Annotated in this window: 18 protein-coding genes; 11 read left to right on the top strand and 7 right to left on the bottom strand. The window is 62.4% G+C overall.

Features of this window, described 5'->3' with window-relative positions:
• Nucleotides 1–260: 260 nt before the first annotated feature.
• Nucleotides 261–1,601 carry a phosphoglucosamine mutase gene (gene glmM, locus AACZ65_RS09915; protein ID WP_339670408.1) on the bottom strand — a complete coding sequence of 447 codons (1,341 nt, stop codon included), beginning with the start codon at nucleotides 1,599–1,601 and terminating at the stop codon, nucleotides 261–263.
• 133 nt (nucleotides 1,602–1,734) lie between these two features.
• On the opposite strand from glmM, the gene AACZ65_RS09910 reads away from it, so the two are divergent.
• Nucleotides 1,735–3,075 carry a UDP-glucose/GDP-mannose dehydrogenase family protein gene (locus AACZ65_RS09910; protein ID WP_339670406.1) on the top strand — a complete coding sequence of 447 codons (1,341 nt, stop codon included), beginning with the start codon at nucleotides 1,735–1,737 and terminating at the stop codon, nucleotides 3,073–3,075.
• A gap of 6 nt (nucleotides 3,076–3,081) precedes the next feature.
• Nucleotides 3,082–3,840, top strand: a complete 759-nt coding sequence (locus AACZ65_RS09905; protein WP_339670404.1) for an SDR family oxidoreductase — start codon at nucleotides 3,082–3,084, stop codon at nucleotides 3,838–3,840.
• Between the two features lie 138 nt (nucleotides 3,841–3,978).
• On the opposite strand, the gene AACZ65_RS09900 is transcribed toward AACZ65_RS09905, so the two are convergent.
• The 4 genes from AACZ65_RS09900 to AACZ65_RS09885 form a co-directional block, all read right to left on the bottom strand.
• On the bottom strand, nucleotides 3,979–4,329 hold the full coding sequence (locus tag AACZ65_RS09900; RefSeq protein ID WP_339670402.1) for a RidA family protein: 351 nt from the start codon (nucleotides 4,327–4,329) through the stop codon (nucleotides 3,979–3,981).
• A gap of 68 nt (nucleotides 4,330–4,397) precedes the next feature.
• On the bottom strand, nucleotides 4,398–4,877 hold the full coding sequence (locus AACZ65_RS09895) for a hypothetical protein (RefSeq protein WP_297541549.1): 480 nt from the start codon (nucleotides 4,875–4,877) through the stop codon (nucleotides 4,398–4,400).
• A gap of 180 nt (nucleotides 4,878–5,057) precedes the next feature.
• Entirely contained in the window at nucleotides 5,058–5,405 is a 348-nt protein-coding gene (locus AACZ65_RS09890) for an antibiotic biosynthesis monooxygenase (RefSeq protein ID WP_339670400.1), read from the bottom strand.
• 264 nt (nucleotides 5,406–5,669) lie between these two features.
• Nucleotides 5,670–5,975, bottom strand: a complete 306-nt coding sequence (locus AACZ65_RS09885) for an NIPSNAP family protein (protein WP_297541553.1) — start codon at nucleotides 5,973–5,975, stop codon at nucleotides 5,670–5,672.
• Between the two features lie 81 nt (nucleotides 5,976–6,056).
• On the opposite strand from AACZ65_RS09885, the gene AACZ65_RS09880 reads away from it, so the two are divergent.
• The 8 genes from AACZ65_RS09880 (at nucleotide 6,057) to AACZ65_RS09845 (ending at nucleotide 16,257) form a co-directional block, all read left to right on the top strand.
• Nucleotides 6,057–6,740, top strand: a complete 684-nt coding sequence (locus AACZ65_RS09880) for a helix-turn-helix transcriptional regulator (RefSeq protein ID WP_339670396.1) — start codon at nucleotides 6,057–6,059, stop codon at nucleotides 6,738–6,740.
• Between the two features lie 107 nt (nucleotides 6,741–6,847).
• A complete protein-coding gene (locus AACZ65_RS09875; RefSeq protein ID WP_339670394.1) occupies nucleotides 6,848–8,323 on the top strand; it encodes a PLP-dependent aminotransferase family protein in 1,476 nt (491 codons plus the stop codon).
• A 240-nt stretch (nucleotides 8,324–8,563) separates the two neighbouring features.
• The gene (gene xsc, locus AACZ65_RS09870) at nucleotides 8,564–10,339 is read left to right on the top strand and encodes a sulfoacetaldehyde acetyltransferase (RefSeq protein ID WP_339670392.1); all 1,776 of its coding nucleotides are present in this window, start codon (nucleotides 8,564–8,566) and stop codon (nucleotides 10,337–10,339) included.
• Between the two features lie 3 nt (nucleotides 10,340–10,342).
• Complete coding sequence (locus AACZ65_RS09865) at nucleotides 10,343–11,503, top strand: acetate/propionate family kinase (protein WP_339670391.1); 1,161 nt, start codon at nucleotides 10,343–10,345, stop codon at nucleotides 11,501–11,503.
• Nucleotides 11,504–11,640: 137 nt separating this feature from the next.
• Nucleotides 11,641–14,460 carry a molybdopterin oxidoreductase family protein gene (locus AACZ65_RS09860; protein ID WP_339670390.1) on the top strand — a complete coding sequence of 940 codons (2,820 nt, stop codon included), beginning with the start codon at nucleotides 11,641–11,643 and terminating at the stop codon, nucleotides 14,458–14,460.
• On the top strand, nucleotides 14,457–14,606 hold the full coding sequence (locus AACZ65_RS09855; RefSeq protein WP_339670388.1) for a hypothetical protein: 150 nt from the start codon (nucleotides 14,457–14,459) through the stop codon (nucleotides 14,604–14,606). Before AACZ65_RS09860 ends, AACZ65_RS09855 begins: the two co-directional genes overlap by 4 nt.
• Nucleotides 14,603–15,385 carry a 4Fe-4S dicluster domain-containing protein gene (locus tag AACZ65_RS09850; RefSeq protein ID WP_339670386.1) on the top strand — a complete coding sequence of 261 codons (783 nt, stop codon included), beginning with the start codon at nucleotides 14,603–14,605 and terminating at the stop codon, nucleotides 15,383–15,385. The genes AACZ65_RS09855 and AACZ65_RS09850 overlap by 4 nt, the downstream gene beginning before the upstream one ends.
• Nucleotides 15,385–16,257 carry a DmsC/YnfH family molybdoenzyme membrane anchor subunit gene (locus AACZ65_RS09845; protein WP_339670384.1) on the top strand — a complete coding sequence of 291 codons (873 nt, stop codon included), beginning with the start codon at nucleotides 15,385–15,387 and terminating at the stop codon, nucleotides 16,255–16,257. Before AACZ65_RS09850 ends, AACZ65_RS09845 begins: the two co-directional genes overlap by 1 nt.
• A gap of 18 nt (nucleotides 16,258–16,275) precedes the next feature.
• Here AACZ65_RS09845 and AACZ65_RS09840 read toward each other — a convergent pair whose 3' ends face one another.
• Nucleotides 16,276–16,857, bottom strand: coding sequence for a DUF1523 family protein (locus tag AACZ65_RS09840; protein ID WP_339670382.1), 582 nt, complete (start codon nucleotides 16,855–16,857; stop codon nucleotides 16,276–16,278).
• Nucleotides 16,858–16,868: 11 nt separating this feature from the next.
• Nucleotides 16,869–17,195, bottom strand: coding sequence for a hypothetical protein (locus AACZ65_RS09835; RefSeq protein WP_339670380.1), 327 nt, complete (start codon nucleotides 17,193–17,195; stop codon nucleotides 16,869–16,871).
• A gap of 44 nt (nucleotides 17,196–17,239) precedes the next feature.
• Between AACZ65_RS09835 and AACZ65_RS09830 the strand changes: the two genes are divergently transcribed.
• Nucleotides 17,240–18,055 (top strand): cyclase family protein, encoded by an 816-nt coding sequence (locus tag AACZ65_RS09830; protein WP_339670378.1) that lies wholly within the window; start codon nucleotides 17,240–17,242, stop codon nucleotides 18,053–18,055.
• Nucleotides 18,056–18,089: the final 34 nt, after the last annotated feature.

The following is an 18,089-nucleotide window of genomic DNA, read 5'->3' as shown; positions in this document are numbered from 1 at the left end:
ACCGATCCGGCGGGGCCGTTTTGCATTTGGGGGGAGAGAGATTTTGAATTCTATCCACCGCTTGGAATGCCTCCCGCGCGGAACAAGGCGCGGTACGCGCCGCCGCGCGGATCGCTGGGCCGTCCCGCGGCCTAGCGATTTTGAGAGGGCACGCAATTCTGATGGTTCATACGGACTTGGCCGGCATAAAGTGGCAGCTACGAGTGTTGCTTCGCTAGTCCCCGGCCCAGCAATCCGCGCGCTTCATCGCTTCCCCCCCCTCAACTCTCCTGCCGCACCGCGCCCACAACCGTGTCCATCACCTGATCCAGAACCGCCGGGTTGAGCGCCTCGGCCATGACCCGGATCATCGGCTCCGTCCCCGAGGGGCGCACCAGCAACCGCCCGTCACCGCCCAAGAGCTTCTCCGCCGCCGCCATCGCGGATTGCACCGCATCCGATCCCATCGGATCCTTGCCCTTGGCAAAGCGCACATTGATCAGCTTCTGCGGCACCGGCTCGAACACCTGCGCCAGACGGCTGGCGCGCTCGCCGGTCTCGACCATCGCCGCCAGAAACTGCAACGCCCCGATCAACCCGTCGCCGGTGGTGGCATAATCGGTCATCACGATATGGCCCGATTGCTCGCCGCCCAGATTGTGACCGCCCGCACGCATCGCCTCGACCACATAACGATCCCCGACCGCCGTCCGCGTGAGGGCGATCCCCTGCGCCTCCAGATGCCGCTCCAGCCCCAGGTTGGACATGACCGTCGCCACCAGCGTATTGCCCGCCAGACGCCCCTCGCGCGCCCAGCGCGTTGCAATCAGCCCCATGAACTGATCCCCGTCGGCGATCCGACCCTGTTCGTCGATCAACACCACCCGGTCGGCATCCCCATCCAGACAAATGCCCAGATCGGCCCGCGTCTCCAGCACCCGGCGCGCGGCCGCCTGCGGCTTGGTCGATCCGCAATCGAGGTTGATGTTGAACCCGTCCGGCTCCACCCCCATCGGGATCACCTCGGCCCCAAGTTCCCACAGAACCTCTGGTGCGGTGCGGTAAGCAGCGCCATTGGCGCAATCTAGCACGATCCGCAGCCCCTCCAACCGCCGCCGATGCGGAAAGGTGGTTTTTGCATATTCCACATAGCGCCCGCGCGCGTCCTCAATCCGCTTGGCCCGGCCGATATTCTCGGGCGCCGCCAGCCGCGTGCCCTCGTCCAGCAGCCGCGCAATCCCCGCCTCCGCCTCATCGCTCAGCTTGTAGCCATCCGGCCCAAAGAGCTTGATCCCGTTGTCCGAGGCGGGATTATGACTGGCCGAGATCATCACACCGACATCGGCGCGCAGGCTATGGGTGAGATAGCCAATCGCGGGCGTCGGCACCGGCCCCAGCAAAAACACGTTCATGCCCGTGGATGTGAACCCGGCAGTCAGCGCATATTCGATCATATAGCCCGAGAGCCGCGTATCCTTGCCAATCACCACGCGATGCTCCTGCTTGTCGCGGCGGAAATACCGCCCCGCCGCAGCCCCGAGGCGCAGCGCCACATCCGCCGTCATCGGCCAGCTGTTGGCCTGCCCCCGGACCCCGTCCGTCCCAAACAGCTTTGCACCCATCGTCTCTCTCCTTATCCACCCAACGCCACAGGCTTACCTGTTTTCCCCTACAGGACACCACAGCGCGTTGACACACCCGATTCGACCGCCAATACAGTCAAACCCAGAGGTTTTGCGTCAAAGGGCATGTAACATGAAAATTGCGATGATCGGAACGGGCTACGTGGGCCTCGTCTCGGGGGTATGTTTTTCCGATTTCGGCCATGACGTGACCTGCGTCGACAAGAACCCCGACAAGATCGCCATGCTCCTGCGCGGCGAGGTCCCGATTTTCGAACCGGGTCTCGACGCCCTCATGGCCAAGAATGTCGAGGCCGGTCGCCTCCGCTTCACCACCGATCTGGCCCAGGCCATCGACGGGGCCGAGGCGGTGTTCATTGCCGTGGGCACCCCAACTCGGCGCGGCGATGGCCACGCCGACCTCACCTATGTCATGGCCGCCGCCGAAGAGATCGCCCGCGCAGCCTCGGACTACGTGGTGATCGTGACCAAATCCACCGTCCCAGTCGGCACCAACCGCGCCGTCAAGAAGGTGATCAAAAAGGCCAATCCGGCCCTCGATTTCGATGTCGCCTCCAACCCCGAATTCCTGCGCGAAGGCGCCGCCATAGACGACTTCATGAAACCCGACCGCGTCGTCGTCGGCGTCCAGACCGACCGCGCCGCCGATGTCATGGCCGAAATCTACCGCCCCCTCTACCTGCGCGACTTTCCCATCGTCACCACCGATCTCGAATCCGCCGAGATGATCAAATACGCCGCCAACGCCTTTCTCGCGACCAAGATCACCTTCATCAACGAAATCGCGGCCCTCTGCGAACGCACCGGCGCGGATGTGAAACAGGTCAGCCATGGCATCGGCCTTGATGGCCGCATCGGCAACAAATTCCTGCATGCGGGCCCCGGCTATGGCGGCTCCTGCTTTCCCAAGGACACCCGCGCGCTGGCCCGCATCGGTCAGGATCACGGTCTGCCCATGCAGATCACCGAAAAGGTCATCACCGTGAACGAAGAGATGAAACGCCGCATGATCGACAAGCTGCTCGATCTTTGTGACGGCTCTTTCAACGGCAAGACCATCGCGATCCTTGGCGTCACCTTCAAACCCAATACCGACGACATGCGCGATGCCCCCGCGCTCACCATCATCCCGGCCCTCGTCGGCGGCGGGGCGCGCGTGCGCGTGACCGACCCCCAGGGCCAGCGCGAGGGCGAGGGGCTCTTGCCCGGTGTCACCTGGCACGATGACCCCTACAAATGCGCCAACAAGGCCGATCTTCTGGTTCTGCTCACCGAATGGAACGAATTCCGCGCCCTCGATCTCAAGCGGCTGGCGCGCAAGATGGCCACCCCCCGCATGGCCGACCTGCGCAACATCTACTCGGTCAAGGATGCCAAACGCGCGGGCTTTACCGCTTATGACAGCATCGGTCGCCCCGCCTATCGCCACGACGCCACCCCGCAACAGGACTGAGCCAAGATGACAGACACCCCGAAAACCGCTGTTGTCACCGGTGCCGCGCGCGGCATCGGCCTTGCCACCACCCGGCAATTTCTGGCCATGGGCTGGCGCGTGGTGATGATCGACCGCGATGCCGCGGCGCTGGAAGAGGCGGCAAACCCGCTCTCGGGCGTTGATCCGGTGCTCTGCGATGTCTCGCAGCCCGATCAGGTGGCGAAAAAGGCCGCCCATGTGACCGCCACCGCGCCCTCTGTCGATGCGCTCGTCAACAACGCCGGCGTGGCCGATTTCGGCCCCCTTGCCGAAACCGATTTCGCCCGCTGGCGCACCGTGATGGACACCAATCTCGACGGCGTGTTCCTGATGAGCCAAGCCTTGCGCGACGCGCTCTGTGCCGCGCGCGGGGCCATCGTCAACATCGCCTCCATTTCGGGCCTGCGCGCCTCGACCCTGCGCGTGGCCTATGGCACCTCCAAGGCCGCCGTCAAACACCTGACCCTGCAACAGGCGGCGGAATTGGGCGAATTCGGCGTGCGCGCCAATTGCGTCTGTCCCGGCCCTGTGGCGACCAAACTCGCCATGGCCGTGCATACCCCCGACATCGTCGCCGCCTACCACGATGCGATCCCCCTCAACCGCTATGGCAGCGAGGACGAGATTGCGGCGGTCATTACCTTCCTCTGCTCTCCCGCCGCGAGCTACGTCACCGGCCAGATCATCGCCGTCGATGGCGGGTTCGAGGCCACGGGCATCGGCCTGCCCGCCCTGCGCGGCTAGCACGCGCAACAAAAACCCGCCCCGGATCGCTCCAAGGCAGGTTTCAATTGCACGCCCCGGGCCTGACCCGGGGCCTCTTGCCCAGTCAACACGAGGTCCCGGGACGCGCATCGCAGGACGCAAAGATCGGGCAAATCCTTACTTCTGCGCCGCCGTCACGATGAACTCGACCAGATAATCCGGCGTCGCGAGCTTCGCCTCACCCGCCGCGCGCGCCGGTGTGTGGCCCTGCGGCACCCAGGCACCCCAGACCGCGTTCATCTCGGCAAAATCCTTCATATCCGCCAGCCAGACGATGGTCTGCAGGATGCGCGTCTTGTCGCTCCCGGTCTCGGCCAACAGCGCATCGACCTGCGCCAGACAGGTCTTGGTCTGCTCGGTCACACTGTCACCGGGCTTGCCGACCTGGCCTGCCAGATAGACGATGCCGTTATGCACGACCGCTTGGCTCATGCGGGGGCCGGTATGAAGACGGGTAATCTCACTCATGGGATGTCCTTTCAGATGTGGTCCCGCCCCTTTTAGGCAGCCCATCCCGCCCGCGCCAGTGCCAATCGCTACATCCACCACCGCGCCCGGTCATGCCGCGCAAGCCAGCCACCGACGCTGAAATGATCCCGACGAATGAGCAGCACCAGCGCGATGAAGGCCGCCAACACCGCCAGGTCAATCACCTGATTGCGGTTCACCGGAAAGCCCCGATCGTTCACGGCAAAGGGATCAAAGAACCCCTCCCAACGCCGCGTCACGGTAAAGAAATGCATGACCAGCAAGGCACCGTAGGAAAAATACCGCACCACCCCCAGCACCACCAGAATACAGAGGAAAATCTGCGCGCCACCTGCCAGATAGACCTGGCCGAGGCTCACCTCGACCCCGTCGAAATTGCGCGCCAGGCTCTGATATTGCCCCGGCGTGATGATCTTGTGCGCCGCCCAGAGGAAGATGAACCACGCCAGCCCCAGCCGCAGCACCAGAACCGCCAGCGCATCCAGCTTGTCCTGCGGTGACAGAATGATTTTCTCGTGCAATGCCATATGACCCTATCCCCGTTCCAAACACCTTCTGGCTAACGGCATGGACTCGCACATTCAAATCACAGCTTGGCGAAGAGTGTGTCAGGCGCGTGTCGCCACCGCCAGTCCCGCGCCCCGTACGCCCGCCGCCCTCTGTCGCCGATGGTCCTCCTTTGTCCTTGATCCGCCGCGCAAGCGGCCTCACGCCCCATGCGCCGCGCGGCTGTCCTCGGGCGCCTGGTCGCGCTCATTCATGCCATAGTCGCGGATCACGCTGACCACGCGCAGCCGGTAGTCGTCAAACATCACCTCGCGCCCGGCCTTCTGCGCGCCGCGATGTGCCGCCAATTGCCGCCACCGGATCACCGCCGCCTCATCCTCCCAGAACGACAAAGACAAGAGCTTGCCGGGGTGGGTCAGGCTCTCAAACCGCTCGACGCTGATAAATCCGGGGATCGCCTCGGCCAAGGGCCGCATCTTGGCCGCCATCTCCAGATATGGCTCCTTTTGTCCCTCACCGGGGATCACCTCGAATATGACCGCAATCATCTCACGCCCTCCCGCTTGGCTGCGCCATTTCCCTTGGCCGCTTGCCTTGGTTAGATGCCTTGGCCGCCTTCCTTGGCGCCCTTGGCTCAATGCATTGGCAGCTTGCCTTGGCTGTCAGCCTTAGCCTATTCCTACGGCGCTCCGCCACGGCTTCCACGGCTTCTTCCTCCGGCAGTCCGCTTTGGCGGCATGTCTCTGACACGGCGTCCTGCCTCGGGCTTCCGCTTGGGCGGCCCCTCGTCGCCGCGACAAATCCCACCGGCATCATCCGCTCACCAGCTTCAGGAAAACGCGGTCCTCGCGCAACAAGAACCGCTCGCGCTGCGCGAAGGCATAATTCTCGCGCCCCAGCGGATCATCGGCCAGCCGCGCGCGATAGGCCTCGTAGGCCGCGAGGGAGGGGATATTGTAAATGCCATAGGCCAGCGTGCTGCTGCCTTCATGCGGGGCATAATAGCCGATCAGATCCGCCCCACAGCGCGGGATCGCCTTGCCCCAGTTGCGGGCATATTGTGCAAACTCCTCTCTCTTGGTCGGGTCGATATGATAGCGAATCACACAAGTCAGCATGGCACGGCAGTCCTTTCAAAATGGTTGCAGCCTCCGATCTACCCGATTGCGCGGCATTCATGCTTCGTCTACCATCGAACCATGAAAACAGGTCCCGACATCGCCCGCATCGCCGCCCTGATCGGCGACCCGGCCCGCGCCAACATCCTCACCGCCCTGATGAGCGGCAAGGCCCTGACCGCCACCGAACTGGCGGCAGAGGCGGGCGTGACCGCGCAAACCGCCTCCGCCCATCTCGCCCGGCTGGAAGCCGGCGGTCTGGTCACCCAGGCGCGGCAAGGGCGGCACAAATACACCCGCCTTGCCTCGGAGGACGTGGCGCATCTTCTCGAAACCCTGATGGGCTTTGCCGCGGGAGCAGGCCATCTGCGCACCCGCCCCGGCCCCCGCGACCCCGAGTTGCGCCGCGCCCGTGTCTGCTACAACCACCTCGCGGGCGACATGGGCACCCGGATGTATGACAGCCTCTTGTCGCGCGGCTTTCTCTACCGCGATGAGGCATCCCTCACGCTCACCGATTCAGGCCACCGCTTCGTGATCACCCTCGGGCTTGACGTGACACGCCTGCCCTCCCCCCGAACGCCCCTCTGCCGCGACTGTCTCGACTGGTCCGAACGGCGCCCACATCTGGCCGGGCGTCTGGGGCGCGGTCTGCTCGCGCATATCGAATCTCGGGGCTGGGCAAAGCGTGTCCCCAGCACCCGGATCATCCGCTTTTCACCGGCGGGCACGGACGCCTTCACCGCCGCCTTTCCCGCGCCCTAGGCGACCTTACAAAATCCCCTGACAGACCTTACAGAGCTTACAATTCTGCGCCACGCCGCAAACCAGACCAGATTGCAAGCGCGATAAGTCCAGTCTAATCTGCCCCCATGGCGATTCCGGTCGAAACCTTTTTTCTTGCCCCCGAGGCCGAGGGCACGCTGCAGGCGCAGATCCAGCAGATGATCGCGCAGGGCATCCTGTCGGGTCGCTTTCGCAAGGGCGAGAAACTGCCCTCCTCGCGCAAACTCGCCGCGCATCTGGGCGTCAGCCGCATCACCGTGACCCTCGCCCTGACCGAATTACAGGCCAATGACTATCTCGCCTCGCGCGACCGCTCTGGCTACTATGTCTCTGAAAATGCACCAGAACCTCCGGCGTTTACCGCGCCCGCACCGCGCGGCGACACCATTGACTGGTCCCGCGCGCTTGGCCGCCGCTTCACCGGTGGCGACACGCCCGAAAAGCCGCAGGATTGGGCGCGCTACCCCTATCCCTTTATCTACGGTCAGACCGATCCGGCGCTCTTTGACCATGCCAACTGGCGTCACTGCGCGCTTCAGGCCCTAGGGGCCAAGGATTTTCAGGCCCTCACCGCCGATTACTACGATCAGGACGATCCCAAACTGATCGAGTTTATCGCCCGCCACACTTTGCCGCGCCGCGGCATCATCGCGCAACCCGATGAAATCCTTGTCACAATGGGCGCTCAGAACGCCTTGTGGCTCACCGCGCAGGTGCTCTTGACCCAACGCCGCACTGCCGCCATCGAAAACCCCTGCTACCACGCGCTCCGCGACATTCTCATGCAATCACGCTGCCATCTGATGCCGGTGGACGTCGACCGGGATGGCCTGCCGCCCGAAAACCTGCCCGATGAGGCCGACGTGATCTTTACCACGCCCAGCCATCAGGCCCCGACCAACGCCACCATGCCGCTTGCGCGACGCAAGGCGCTGCTCGCACGCGCCGCCGAGATGGAGGCACTGATCGTCGAGGATGACTACGAGTTCGAGGTCTCCTTCCTCCGCGCGCCCCTCCCGGCGCTGAAATCTCTCGATACCGAGGGGCGGGTGATCTACGTAGGCTCCTTCTCCAAATCGATCTTCCCTGGGTTACGCCTTGGCTATCTTGTTGGTTCTAAATCGTTTATCAGAGAATGTCGCGCCCTGCGCGCCTCCGTCCTTCGCCATCCGCCGGGCCATATCCAGCGCACCGCTGCCTATTTCCTCTCACTAGGGCATTACGACAGCTTGGTTCGCAGAATGGGTCAGGTCTTTTCCCGCCGGCGCAGCGTGATGGAAAGTGCGTTGGCCGAACACGGCCTCGACATTGCCGGGCGTGGCGTTTTTGGTGGCTCTTCCATCTGGATGCAGGCCCCGGACCATATTGACATGGGCCTGATTGACGGGCCGCTCAGACAGGCAGGCGTGTTGATCGAGCCTGGCCACCCGTTCTTTCACGGTGCCGACCGGCCGCGTAATTTCTATCGCCTCGCTTATTCCTCGATACCCTCGGATCGCATCCCGCAGGGAATTGCCCATATCGCCCGGGAATTGGCCTTGATCTCTGGGCAAGCTTCCTAAACGGTAATTTGGAACATTAGTTTTTAAATTCCGCATCTTAATAAGTTAACCCAACAAACAATCCAAAGAGACACAAAGTCATCAATCATCCTTATTGATACCATTATTCTCATTTTTATAATACTCTGGCCTTATCCTACATTGCCTTCTGGCCCTAGAAGTAACCCCCGCACACCGCTAGTTTCGCATAAGATTTTCCCCTTAACCGCCACCGCGCGCCCGACCCAGAGGACCCAGCCGATGAAGATGACCACCGAAGAGGCCTTTGTCAAAACCCTGCAACTGCATGGAATCCAACACGCTTTTGGGATCATCGGCTCTGCCATGATGCCCATCTCCGATATTTTCCCCAAGGCCGGGATCACCTTCTGGGACTGCGCGCACGAGGGGTCTGCCGGCATGATGGCCGATGGCTACACCCGCGCCACCGGCAAGATGTCGATGATGATCGCTCAGAACGGCCCCGGCATCACCAATTTCGTGACCGCCGTCAAAACCGCCTATTGGAACCATACCCCCCTCCTGCTCGTGACTCCGCAGGCCGCCAACAAGACCATCGGTCAGGGCGGTTTCCAAGAGGTCGAACAGATGAAACTGTTCGAGGATATGGTCGCCTATCAGGAAGAAGTGCGCGATCCCACACGCATCGCAGAAACTCTCAACCGTGTGATTCTCAAGGCAAAACGTGCCTCTGCCCCCGCCCAGATCAACGTGCCCCGCGATTTCTGGACCCAAGTCATCGACATCGAATTGCCCGCAATCGTCGAGTTTGAGCGCCCCTCGGGTGGCGAGACCGCGATTGCCGAGGCGGCCAAACTGCTGACCGAGGCCAAGTTTCCCGTCATCCTCAACGGGGCCGGTGTGGTGCTGGCCGATGGGATCGACGCCTCACGCCAACTGGCCGAGCGTCTCGATGCCCCGGTCTGCGTCGGCTATCAGCACAATGACGCCTTCCCCGGCTCGCACCCGCTCTTCGCGGGGCCCCTGGGCTACAACGGCTCCAAGGCGGGGATGGAACTCATCTCGCGCGCGGATGTCGTGCTCTGCCTTGGCACGCGCCTCAACCCCTTCTCGACCCTGCCGGGCTATGGCATCGACTATTGGCCCAAAGAGGCCAAGATCATTCAGGTCGACATCAACCCCGACCGCATCGGCCTGACCAAGAAAGTGACCGTGGGCATCGTCGGCGACGCCAAAAAGGTCGCCACCTCGATCCTCGCCCACCTGGGCGAGAGCGCAGGCGACACCGACCGCGCAGACCGCAAGGCCCTGATCGCAAAAACAAAATCGACATGGGCACAGCAGCTCAGCTCGATGGACCACGAGGACGACGATCCCGGCACCACCTGGAACCAGCGTGCCCGCGCCGATAAGCCCGACTGGATGAGCCCCCGCATGGCATGGCGCGCGATCCAATCCGCCCTGCCGCGTGAGGCGATCATTTCCTCGGACATCGGCAACAATTGCGCCATCGGCAATGCCTACCCGTCGTTCGAAGAGGGGCGCAAATACCTCGCCCCCGGCCTCTTTGGCCCCTGCGGCTATGGCCTGCCCTCTATCGTCGGCGCCAAAATCGGCTGCCCGGATGTGCCGGTGGTCGGCTTTGCCGGGGACGGTGCCTTTGGCATCGCGGTCAACGAACTGACCGCCATTGGCCGCTCGGAATGGCCCGCCGTGACGCAGATCGTGTTCCGCAATTACCAGTGGGGTGCCGAAAAGCGCAACTCAACCCTTTGGTTTGACGACAATTTCGTCGGCACGGAGCTGGATCAGCAGGTCAGCTATGCCGGGATTGCACAGGCTTGCGGCCTCAAGGGTGTCATCGCCCGCACGATGGAGGAACTGACCGACGCACTCAACACAGCGATCAAGGATCAGATGGAACATGGCAAGACCACCCTCATCGAGGCCATGATCAATCAGGAACTGGGCGAGCCCTTCCGCCGCGACGCAATGAAAAAGCCCGTGGCCGTCGCCGGGATCAACCCCGCCGACATGCGCGAGCAGCAGGTCTGACCCATGTCGAGCCCCGGCAACAGCGATCTCGTTCTGGTCCTGAATGCCGGGTCATCCTCGATCAAGCTGGCCGTTTTTGACGGCACGCTCACCCAAATCCTGACCGGGATCGCCGATGGCATCGGCGGTTCTGGCACGCTGAAACTGGGGGATGTCAAGGCGGCCCGCGACCTACCCGATCACGCAACCGCTTTGCATGCCATCCTGCAAGAACTTGAAAATCAAGGATTTTACATCACTCGCTTCGCCGCCGCAGCGCATCGCGTGGTACATGGTGGCACCACACTCACCCAGCCCACGCGCATCACGCCTGCGGTGCTGACCGCGATCAAGGCCTGCACGCCGCTTGCCCCGCTGCACAACCCACACAACGTCGCCGCGATCGAAACCCTGTCTGCGCTTGCCCCCGACTTGCCGCAGGTGGCCGCGTTCGACACCGCCTTTCACGCGAGCAACCCAGAGGTCGCCACCCGCTACGCCCTGCCGCCGCAGATCGAGGCGCGCGGCATCCGGCGCTATGGCTTTCACGGCATCTCTTATGCCTCTTTGGTCGACAGCCTGCCCGCCCTGACCGGCACGCCCCTGCCCACGCGTCTCTTGGCCTTTCACCTTGGCAACGGCGCGTCAATCTGCGCGATCCACGACGGCAAATCCATCGCCACATCAATGGGTTACTCACCCCTGGAGGGGCTGACCATGGGCACCCGCACCGGCATGATCGACGGCAACGCCGTGCTGCGCTTGGCCAAAGAGGACGGCATCGCCGCGACGCATACCCTTTTGAACAAGGAAAGCGGGCTGCGCGGCCTCTCGGGCGGCCTCTCGGACATGCGCGCGCTGCTTGCCGACCCCTCCCCGACAAGCGCCTTCGCGGTCGAGCATTTCTGCTATTGGGCCGTCCGCCACGCAGGATCGCTCATCGCAGCGATGCAGGGGCTCGATGCCGTGGCCTTTACCGGCGGCATCGGCGAAAACGCCGCCCCCGTGCGGGCCAAAATCACTGAAGGTCTAGCCTGGCTCGGGGCAGAGATCGACGCCCGCGCCAATGCAATGGGCGCAACCCGCCTGCACGCCCCCGCCTCGAAGATCGCCTGCTGGATTATTCCGGCCCAAGAGGAACGCATGATCGCCGCCGACGCACGACGCCTCTTGTCCAGAGATTGAGGCCAAGAACAGGAACAACAGACCGGTAATTTCGGAATTTCCGAGACATGTTTTCAGGAAATGAAAAGAATCAAGAAGATGGTCGCGATCAGGTTTCTTCTGCCATAACGTGACGCCGACGGAGGAAAAGGCCAGCCATGACACATCAGCCCCGCATCGACACCTCGCCGCATGTCTCGGATGAGGTGCGCAAAACCACCTGTTACATGTGCGCCTGCCGCTGCGGCATCAACGTGCACCTCAAGGGCGGCAAGGTTGCCTATATCGAGGGCAATCGCGATCACCCAGTGAACAAGGGCGTGCTCTGCGCCAAGGGCTCGGCCGGCATCATGCAGGTCAACGCCCCCTCGCGCCTGCGCGCGCCGCTCAAGCGGGTCGGCCCCCGTGGCTCGGGCGAGTTCGAGGAAATCTCTTGGGATGAGGCGCTGCAAATCGCCTGCGACTGGCTGGACCCTATCCGCCATGACGATCCGTCCAAGCTGGCCTTCTTCACCGGGCGCGATCAATCACAGTCTTTCACCAGCTTTTGGGCGCAGAATTTCGGCACGCCGAACTATGCCGCACATGGCGGCTTTTGCTCGGTCAACATGGCGGCGGCGGGCATCTACACAATGGGCGGCGCCTTTTGGGAATTTGGTCAGCCGGATTGGGACCATACCAAGCTGTTCATCCTCTTCGGCGTGGCCGAGGATCACGATTCCAATCCGATCAAGATGGGCATTGGGCGGATCAAGGCGCGCGGCGCGCGGGTCATCGGGGTCAACCCGATCCGCTCCGGTTACAATGCCGTGGCCGATGATTGGGTGGGCATAACCCCCGGAACAGATGGGCTTTTTATCCTGTCTCTCATCCACGAACTGATGCAGGCGGGCAAGATCGACCTCGATTACCTCGCGCGCTACACCAATGCGCCGGTGCTGGTGAACAGCGATCCCGCCTCGCCCGAACACGGGCTTCTCCTGCGCGATGATGACGGCAAGCCTCTGGTGATCGACCGCACCACCGGCCAGCTCACCGCCTTTGACACACCCGGCGTGCGCCCCGATCTCAGTGCGACATACGAGGCAGACGGCATCACACATCGCCCCGTCATGCACCTCATGGCCGAACGCTATCTCGATCCTCAATATGCCCCCGAAACGGTGGCCGCGCGCTGCGGCGTGACCCCCGACAAGATCCGGCGCGTCGCCGCCGAAATCGCGCGCGTGGCTTTTGACGAGGCGATTACGCTCGATCACACATGGACCGATTTCCGCGGCGAGACGCATCAGACCATGACCGGCCGCCCCGTCAGCTTTCACGCCATGCGCGGGATTTCGGCACATTCCAACGGTTTCCAGACGGCCCGCGCCCTGCACGTCCTACAAATTCTGCTCGGCACGGTCGAGGTGCCGGGCGGTTTCCGCTTCAAACCGCCCTATCCCAAACCCGTAGGCGCCCATCCCAAACCGCATTGCGGGGTCCAGCCCGATTGCCCGCTCGACGGCCCGCATCTGGGCTTTGTACGCGGCCCCGAGGATCTGGCGCTCAAGCCTGACGGCACGCCCGCCCGTATCGACAAGGCGTTTACCTGGGAAAACCCGATGTCGGCGCATGGGCTGATGCATATGGTCATCTCCAACGCCCATGCCGGTGATCCCTACAAGATCGACACGCTGTTCATGTATATGGCCAATATGTCGTGGAATTCCTCGATGAACACGCGCGGCGTGATCGAGATGCTGACGGACAAGGATGAGAGCGGCAATTATGTCATTCCCCGCATCATCTACTCGGATGCCTATAGCTCTGAAATGGTGGCCTATGCCGATCTGATTCTGCCCGACACGACCTATCTGGAACGTCACGACTGCATCTCACTGTTGGATCGCCCGATCTGCGAGGCGGACGCGGCCGCCGATGCAATCCGCTGGCCGGTGATCGAACCTGACCGCGATGTGCGCGGCTTTCAAACTGTGCTGGTGCAACTGGCCAACAAGCTGAAATTGCCCGGTTTCACCACCGAGGATGGCACGGCGAAATACGCCGATTACGCCGATTACATCGTCAATCACGAGCGTAAGCCGGGCATCGGTCCGCTCTCGGGCTTTCGCGGCGATGGTTCTGATACCGGGCGCGGCACGCCCAACCCCGAACAGCTGAACCGCTACATCGAGAACGGCGGCTTTTTCGTAAGCCACATCCCAGACGGCGCGAATTACTACAAACCATGGAATATGGCCTATCAGAATTGGGCTGTCGGTATGGGCCTCTTTGACACACCACAGCCCTATGTGTTTGATCTCTACGTCGAAACCATGCGCAGGTTTCAACTGGCCGCAGAGGGGCATGGCACTCGCCAGCCCCCCGACCACCTACGCGACCGGATCAAGGCCACGATGGACCCGTTGCCGATCTGGTATCCCCCCTTCGAAGAGTCGCATGTCGATCCCGATGAATTCCCCGTCCACGCGCTGACACAGCGCCCGATGGCGATGTATCACTCTTGGGGCACGCAAAACGCATGGCTGCGCCAGATCCACGGTCAAAATCCGCTCTACCTGCCGACCAAGCTCTGGGAGAAACATGGGTTTAGCGACGGAGATTGGGCGCGCGTCACCTCTGCCCATGGCGAGATTACCGTGCCCGTGGCGCATATGGCCGCGCTCAACGAAAACACCGTCTGGACATGGAACGCCATTGGCAAGCGCAAGGGCGCTTGGGCACTCTCGGACGAGGCGCCGGAGGCCACGCGTGGCTTTCTGCTCAACCATCTCATCCACGAGCTTTTGCCGCCCAAGGGTGACGGCCTCAGATGGTCCAATTCCGATCCCATCACCGGACAGGCAGCGTGGTTCGACCTGCGCGTCAAGATCGCCAAGGCCGCCGCGCCAGCAGAGTCGCAACCCGCCTTTGCCCCGATCAAATCACCGGTCGGACAAGGCCCTGACCATCTGGAATGGAAGGTCGGGAAATGAGCGGCAAAGCCCTGACATTGCTGGTCATTCTGGCCTTTGTCGCCTTCAGCGTCGGCTCGTTCATCTGGTTCATCGCCACATGGGACAAGAGCCGCGAAGAACCGGTGAGCATCCGATCCCTTATCCTAGAGGAGCGCCGCACATGACAACGCTTCCCGCATCCACCACCCGAAAACTGGGCCTGGTGATCGACCTCGACACCTGCGTCGGCTGTCACGCCTGCGTGGTGTCCTGCAAGGGCTGGAATACCGAGAATTACGGTGCCCCCTTGAGTGATCAGCAACCCTATGGCGCAGACCCGTCGGGCACATTCCTCAACCGCGTTCACAGCTATGAGGTGCAGCCGCTGGCCTCCTCCGCCATGCCGCACCCCGCCGCGCAATTGGTGCATTTCCCCAAATCCTGTCTGCATTGCGAGGATGCGCCCTGCGTCACCGTCTGCCCCACTGGGGCCAGCTACAAGCGGGTCGAGGATGGGATCGTTCTGGTCAACGAGAGCAATTGCATCGGCTGCGGTCTCTGTGCCTGGGCCTGCCCCTATGGCGCGCGCGAAATGGACGCCGCAGAGGGGGTGATGAAGAAATGCACCCTCTGCGTGGACCGCATCTACAACGAGAACCTGCCCGAGGTCGACCGCGTGCCCGCCTGCGTGCGCACCTGCCCCGCAGGGGCCCGCCATTTCGGGGATTTCGCAGACCCCGAAAGCAATGTCTCGAAGCTGACTGCCGAACGCGGAGGCCTCGATCTCATGCCGGAACAGTCCACCAAACCCGTCAACAAATATCTGCCGCCGCGCCCCAAGGATCGGCTCGACCAGCCCAAGCCTGTGGGCGAGATCGACATTCTGGCGCCGTTCCTCGCTCCCGTGATCGAGGAACCCAAGGGCTTCCTTGGCTGGCTCGACAAGACCTTGGAGAAGCTCTGATGCATCCAGCCCCTTCCGTCATCGTCTTTACCACGCTTTCGGGCCTTGGCTTTGGCCTGCTGTTCTGGTTGGGTCTGGGCCTGCCTGCGGTCACTGGCTGGGTTGCCTTCGCCTTCTTCGCCATCGCCTATGCACTGGCCGTGGGCGGGCTCATGGCTTCGACCTTTCACCTCGGGCATCCCGAACGCGCGTGGAAAGCGTTTAGCCAGTGGCGATCAAGCTGGCTCAGCCGCGAAGGCGTCTGCGCGGTCGCGGCGCTTGTCGTCATGGGGATTTACGGCGCAGGGCTTGTGTTCTTTGGTGAACGTCTGGCGATTTTGGGCTGGTTTGGCGCGGCGCTCGCTCTTGGCACCGTGTTCACCACCTCGATGATCTATGCCCAACTGAAAACCGTGCCGCGCTGGAAAACTCCCCTGACACCCGCGCTCTTGATCGCGATTTCGCTGGCGGGGGGCGCGCTCTTGGCGGGACAGATCAGCGCGGCGCTAATCCTGATCCCGATCGCTGGCGTGCTGCAAATCCTGTGGTGGGTGCGCGGCGACGGGGCCTTTGCCGCCTCGGGTACGGATATGGCGACGGCAACAGGCCTCGGGCATATCGGCGCTGTGCGCGCCTTTGAGCCACCCCATACTGGGCCAAACTATCTCTTGCGCGAACTTGTCTTTCAAGTCGGACGCAAACACGCGCTGAAACTGCGCGGCATTGCCTTTGGCCTGGGATATGCCCTGCCGATCCTGCTATTGCTGGTGCCGTTTAACCATGCCGTGGCCGTGGTCGCGGTGATCGTCCATGTCGCCGGAATCGCGGCATCACGCTGGCTGTTCTTTGCAGAGGCAGAGCATGTCGTGGGTCTCTACTACGGCAAGCGCTGAGGCCGAACAGGCGCGGTTTTATCCGCGTCCGACGCCCCATTCCGTGTCGCCCTTTTCTTGACGCCCGTCCCAGAACCGTCGCCAGCGAACCCGGATGGCCCAGGCTGATGCGGCGAGAAGGAGGAGGATCACGATCTTGACCCAAGGGATGATTTGTACATCTGGCCCTTCGACCGGCCAAATGCTGACGGCATTGGGAAAGATCGAAAAGAACTCAATTCGCCAGCCATAATGGCGCACGACGACCCATTGGGCATTCTCAGCCGATTTCTTGGACATCATGTCCGAGGCTTCGGCCTGCAAGTTCGAGGTGTCGAACTTGAAATAGGGCGGCCAGCCCCAGCCCGTATCCTCGTTGCGATAGATCATCGGCTTGTCATTGGCGCGGAAGGTCTGGATGAAGAACACATCGCGTTCGGTCGCCGTCGGGTCCTCTCCGGTATCCGCATTCGACCAGAAGAGCGAATTATCCCCCGGATTGACCCGCTTTTCATAGGTATCCGTGATCCGCACTACATCATGCTGCGGCAGCGTGTAATGCAGAAACGCAATCACGCCGGTCCAGAACAGACCCCAGAACACCCATTTGACATAGACCATCGTCGGCCCCCTTACATGAAGTTCGTCAGATATATGATGACCACCACCATCGTCACCGGAACGATATAGACCAGCCAGATCAGCCGCTTGCGCAGCGAGTGCTCATATTGCTTCATCCCGGCCTCTATATAGGCATTCCTGTCGCCGGGACGACCCGCCTCTTCCCAATCGCGCTCCATTTTCTGCCGCCGCACGGAACGCGAGTACCAGGAAATCGCCAGATAGAGCACCGTCAGAGCGATCAACCCAAAGATCAGCAAGCGCATCAGCGCCACCATGGCATGCTCCTTGTTTTCAAGTTCCGACCAAAGCCGCCCCCTTGCATAACGCAGAATCATGCTAGGCTGCACCCCATATGCACCGAAACCCGAAAGGACATGCCATGTGTGACGCCTGTATCATCAACGCGGTCAAGGACAGGATGCTGTCGCGCCGCAGCTTTTTCACCGCTGCAGCGGGGGTCGGGGCAGCGGCCGCATTGTCCTCTCTTGGCGGCACGCCCGCCATGGCGAATGGACATAGCAAGGTCGAGGACCTGACACATACCTATGACGCGGATTTTCCCACCTATTTCGGCGCGCCCGGCATCTCGACCGAGCAGAATTTCAACTTTGCCGAAAACGGCTTTAACCTGATGACGCTGACGGTGAACGAGCACACTGGCACCCATGTGGATGCGCCGCTGCATTTCTCAGCGGATGGCGCATCAGTCGATGAAATCCCCGTTGGCGATCTGGTCGCACCGCTCTGTGTGGTGGATATCGCCGCACGCGCGGCACAGGACGCTGACACGATGCTCACCCCTGACGATCTCAAGGCGTGGATCGCCACCCACGGCCCGATCCCCGACGGGGCCTGTGTGGCGCTGCATTCCGGCTGGGGGGCCAAGACCGGCACCGAGGCCTTTCGCGGGTTTGATGGCGAAAAACAGCACTATCCCGGTTTTCACATCGAGGCAGCGCAGATGCTGATCGAGGAAACCGGTGCCCGCTCGATTGCCAGCGATACACTGTCACTCGACCACGGCGCCTCGGCCGATTTCGCGACGCATTACGCCTGGCTGCCAACGGGCCGGTTCGGCATCGAATGTCTTGCCAATCTCGACAAGGTGCCCGCCGCCGGGGCGACCATCGTGATCGGCGCGCCCAAGCACCGCGGCGGTTCTGGTGGGCCGGCACGCATCTTTGCGTTGATCTGACCTGTTCGGCCCCGACATGTTCGTCGGGGCCGAA

It is taken from the genome of uncultured Roseovarius sp. (assembly GCF_963972555.1).
GTDB classification, from domain to species: domain Bacteria; phylum Pseudomonadota; class Alphaproteobacteria; order Rhodobacterales; family Rhodobacteraceae; genus Roseovarius; species Roseovarius mucosus.
The sequence above is the reverse complement of the archived record's forward strand: the minus strand, read 5'-3'. Positions and strand labels throughout refer to the sequence as shown.